This is a genomic window from Streptomyces oryzae (genome assembly GCF_017676365.1).
Lineage (GTDB): Bacteria > Actinomycetota > Actinomycetes > Streptomycetales > Streptomycetaceae > Streptomyces > Streptomyces oryzae.
Genome location: NZ_JADKMA010000332.1, coordinates 1 through 4,094, shown reverse-complemented (window position 1 = coordinate 4,094; position 4,094 = coordinate 1). Strand labels below are relative to the sequence as shown.

3 protein-coding genes are annotated in these 4,094 nt (G+C 71.4%); all 3 read right to left on the bottom strand.

Annotation, left to right across the window (positions count from 1 at the left end):
- Window positions 1–57: 57 nt before the first annotated feature.
- The 3 genes from ITI46_RS33535 to ITI46_RS33525 are packed head-to-tail and all read right to left on the bottom strand — an operon-like array spanning window position 58 to window position 3,785.
- Window positions 58–690 (bottom strand): TetR/AcrR family transcriptional regulator, encoded by a 633-nt coding sequence (locus ITI46_RS33535; protein WP_209243723.1) that lies wholly within the window; start codon window positions 688–690, stop codon window positions 58–60.
- A 34-nt stretch (window positions 691–724) separates the two neighbouring features.
- Window positions 725–2,974, bottom strand: coding sequence for a YhgE/Pip family protein (locus ITI46_RS33530; protein WP_209243722.1), 2,250 nt, complete (start codon window positions 2,972–2,974; stop codon window positions 725–727).
- A complete protein-coding gene (locus tag ITI46_RS33525) occupies window positions 2,946–3,785 on the bottom strand; it encodes an ATP-binding cassette domain-containing protein (RefSeq protein WP_209243721.1) in 840 nt (279 codons plus the stop codon). The genes ITI46_RS33530 and ITI46_RS33525 overlap by 29 nt, the downstream gene beginning before the upstream one ends.
- Window positions 3,786–4,094 lie beyond the last annotated feature (309 nt).

Below are 4,094 nucleotides of genomic sequence, written 5' to 3'. Positions count from 1 at the left end.
CGCGAGGTGAGCGGGGCCGGCTCCCCCCACCCGGCCCGCGCGGTCAGCGGTCAGCGGTCAGCGGGGTCTGCTCCCTCCCACCCGGCCCTGCAGCAGCAGGGACAGCGCACCGTGCACGTCCTCGAGGGAGCGCTCCGGCTGGAACGCCTTCCAGTCCAGCGCGGCCACCAGCACCATCCCCACCAGCGCGGCGGCGGTGAGCTGGATGTCGATCTCCTCGCTCAACTCGCCCTCGGCGACACCGGCCCGCAGTACGTCCTCCACCACGGCGACGGCTTCCTTGCGCACCACCAGCAGGGTGTCGTTCCAGGCGCGCCCGGTGCGCCACAGCTCGGCGACGTAGAGCTGGGTGAAGGCGGGGTAGTGGTCGATGAACTGCAACCCCGCGCGGACCATCGCGTCCAGCGCGTCCACCCGGCTGCCGCCCCGGCCGGCCGTCTCCTCGGCGGCCTGCCGCAGATCCGCGGTCAGCAACTCCACACCGTGCCGCAGCAGTTCCTCGAACAGCTCGGTCTTGCTGGCGAAGTTGTAGTAGACCGTGCCCTTGGCCACTCCGGCCCGTTCGGCGATCTCCTCCACGGTCGTGGAGGAGAACCCCTGTTCGGCGATGAGGGTGACCGCCGCCTGGAAGAGCTTGTCCCTGGTGGCGCTGCGGCTGCGTGGCGTGGAGGTGGTGCGGGCGCTCGTCATGCGGCCATTGTCCTCTCGCAAACAGGCGCCGGTCTCACAACGAGATCTCCGGGCGCAGCCTCTCCAGCGTCCACACCTGCTTACGGCGCGCGGTGACCGCCGTGAGGGCGAGGGCGCCCGCCGTGAAGGCCAGCAGTACGGCGCACGCCCGCCACACCGGCCACAGTTCGCCACCCGTGATCAGATGCCGCAGCCCTTCCACCACGTAACTCATCGGCAGGAACGGGTGGAGCGCGTTGAAGAAGCCGGGGCTGGTCTGGATCGGGTACGTACCGCCGGCCGAGGTCAACTGGAGCATCAGCATGGCCAGTACGAGGATCCGGCCCGCCGGTCCGAAGCGCGCGTTGAGGAACTGGACGACGGCCGTGAAGCACGCCGTGACCAGCGCCAGGAAGCCCACCGTCGCCAGGCCGCGGGCCATCTGGAGACCCAGGCCCCAGTGCAGGACGCTCATCAGCGCGGCCACCTGCGCCACCCCGATCGCGGCCACCGGCAGCCAGCCCGCCAGTGCGATCCGCCAGGCAGGGGCGCCCGCTGCCAGCGCCCGCTTGTTGAGCGGCTGCAGCAGCATGTACGCGATCATCGCGCCGACCCAGAGGGAGAGCGGGATGAAGTACGGCGCGAAGCCGGTGCCGTAGTTGGGCGCCGCGTGGGACTTGTGCGAGGCGAGGTCCACCGGGTCGGCCATCACACCCGTACGGGCGTCCCGCTGCTTCTTGTCGTAGTCCGGGATCTTCTTCACGCCGTTGTGCAGGCCGCCGGCCAGCTTCCCCGAGCCGTCGGCCAGCTTGAACAGGCCGCCGTCGAGGGATGCGGCGCCGCTGGACAGCTTGCCCAGGCCGGTGTCGAGCGTGGCGGCGCCGGTCTCGGCCGTGCCCAGCCCGGAGTGCAGCTTCCCGGCACCCTTGGCGACCTTGTGCGCGCCCTTGTTGAGCTTGTTGATCTGCCGTACGGCGCTGTCCACGTCCTGCTGGAGGTGCGGGGCCCGCTTGGCGACGTCGTTCGCGGCGCGGTTGAGGTCGTCGAGGTCGCGGCCGAGTTCGTCGAGGTTCTTCTCGTTCTTGACGTATCCGTTGACCTTCGCGGCGACCTTCGCCGACCGCTCGGCCGCGTCGACCGCCTTCTTCAACTGCGGGCAGGAGCCGGACCCGAGGGCGGGCCCTTGCTCACCGGCGGAGGGCTGCGGCGCCTTGGCGGACGCGTCGCCCGCTCCGGGCAGCTGGGTGCTGCTGCCGTCACCCCCTGGAACGGTGACGCTCGGGCTGGGCTCGCCCGGCAGCCCCTTGTCCGGCAGGTTCTTGCCCGGCTGTCCCTTGCCCGGGGCGCCCTTTCCGCACCGCGCCTCGTACACCTCGGAGAGCGTGTTGGCCGCCGCGCGCGAGTCGTGCTGAGCGCGCTGTGCGGCACCCGGCAGCTTGCCGAGGTTCTGTTTGAGGGTCTTGCTCGTACGGGCCACGCCGCGCGCAGCCTTGCCGATGTCGCCGCTGTGCGCCTTGAGGAACGGCCGCACCTTGTCGGCGGCGCCGTTGACCTTGTCGGCCAGCTTCTGGGTGCCGTCGGCGACTCGGCCAGCGCCGGTCTTCAGCGTGCCCGAGCCCGTGTGCAGCTTTGCCGTACCGCTCTTGAGCCGGCCGCTGCCGTCCTCCGCGTCACCGAGCCCGTGCTTCAGCTTGCCCGCGCCCTTCTCCGCCTTGCCGATGCCCTCGCCCAGGTCGTCGGCGCCCTTGGCGGCCTGCGCCGTCTTGCCGTGCAGGGTGGAGAAGGAGACGTAGATCTTGTCGTAGAAGCCGCGCGAGACCTTGCTGGAGGCGCTGGCGCGTACCTCGGAGAAGACCGTGCGGGATATCTGCCCGACGATGTAGTTGTTCGCGTCGTTGGTGCGTACCTTGAGCGCGCCTGTCCCGGGGGAGTCGCCCGAGCTGGAGGAGACCCGCTTGCTGAAGTCGGAGGGCACCGTCAGCGACAGGTAGTACCGCCCGTCCTCGACCCCTTTGCGCGCGTCGGCCGCGCTGGTCTCGTGCCACTCGAACGAGTCGCTGTCGTGCAGGCCCTTGACGATGTCGTCGCCCGCGTTCAGCTTCTCGCCCTTGACGGTGGCGCCCTGGTCCTCGTTCACCAGCGCCACCGGCACCTTGTCCAGGCGGTTGTACGGGTCCCAGAACGACCACAGGTACAGCGCGCCGTACAGCAGCGGAAGCAGCAGCATCGCGGCTATCGCGGCCCGCGGCAGCCGTCCCCTGCCGAACCGCTTCAGCTCAAGCGCGGCTAGCCTCGGCGAGCGCATCGTCCGCCCCCTCCTTCTCCTCGTCGTCGGCCCCGTCGGCTCCACGAGCCTCACCGGTCCCGTCCGCCCCGTCTGCGTCGTCCTTCCGCGCCTTCCGCCCGCCGCCCGCGGGCTGCTGCTCGGTACGGACCACCACCGCGCCCTCGGCAGGCGGCTCGCTGCACACCGCGAGCACGGTGGTGCCCTGCTCAGCGACCGCGCGCAACATCGCCCAGGCCGCCTCGCGTTCGCGCTCCGAAAGCTTCAGATCCACGTCGTCGACGGCCAGCAGCCGCGGCTCACCCAGCAGCGCAAGCGCCACCGAGAGCCGCAGCTCCTCCAGCCGGTCCAGCTCCCGTACGGCCGTGCGCCCGCCCTGGGGCAGCGCGTCCAGATCCAGGCCCGCGGTCTCGAGGGCCGCCTCCAGCCGCGCCCGGCTCGCTGCGGCCCGCTCCTTGCGGGGGCGCAGCAGCGCACGCAGCGGGCTGTCGAACCGCCGCTGCAGCAGTACGCGTTCGCGCAGCTGCTCGGTGACGGTCAGCGCGGGGTCCAGGTCGTTGACGCCGGGTACCGGACCCAGCGCGCTGATCCGGCGTACGGGCGCGAGCCGCTTGGGCAGCGGATGCCCGGCCACCCTGGCGTGCCCGCGGGTCGCCTTCATCCGGCCGGTCAGCGCCAGCAGCAGGCAGGTGCGCCCTGATCCGGACGGACCGGTCACCGCTATCAGCGAGCCGGCCCCGGCGCTGAAACCCACCCCGGCGAAGACCGGGCCGCGCGGCCCGTCGAGCCCGAAGTCCTCCGCCGATACGGCGGCTCCCCGCAGCTGTGTCACGGCCCCTCCCACTCGCTGTCGCGCCCACTGGGGCGCTGTGCCCGGCCCCCGGTACCGGGCACAGCGGCTTTTGAACTGACTGGTCAGTTCAAAGTATGCAGCAGGCCGCCGCCGTTACGCCAACCGCCCCGGCCCGCCGCCGGTCCAGCCCCGTGTCCCGCCACCGGGCCTCGCCACCTCGGGCCGCATCCCTGTGCGGCGTATGCGCAGGTCAGCGCCGATTGTCAGTGGCATGCGACACGATGTGCCCATACGACCGGTTCTTGAACCGGCATCAGCCGACGGGAGGTTGATTCACGTGATGCGACC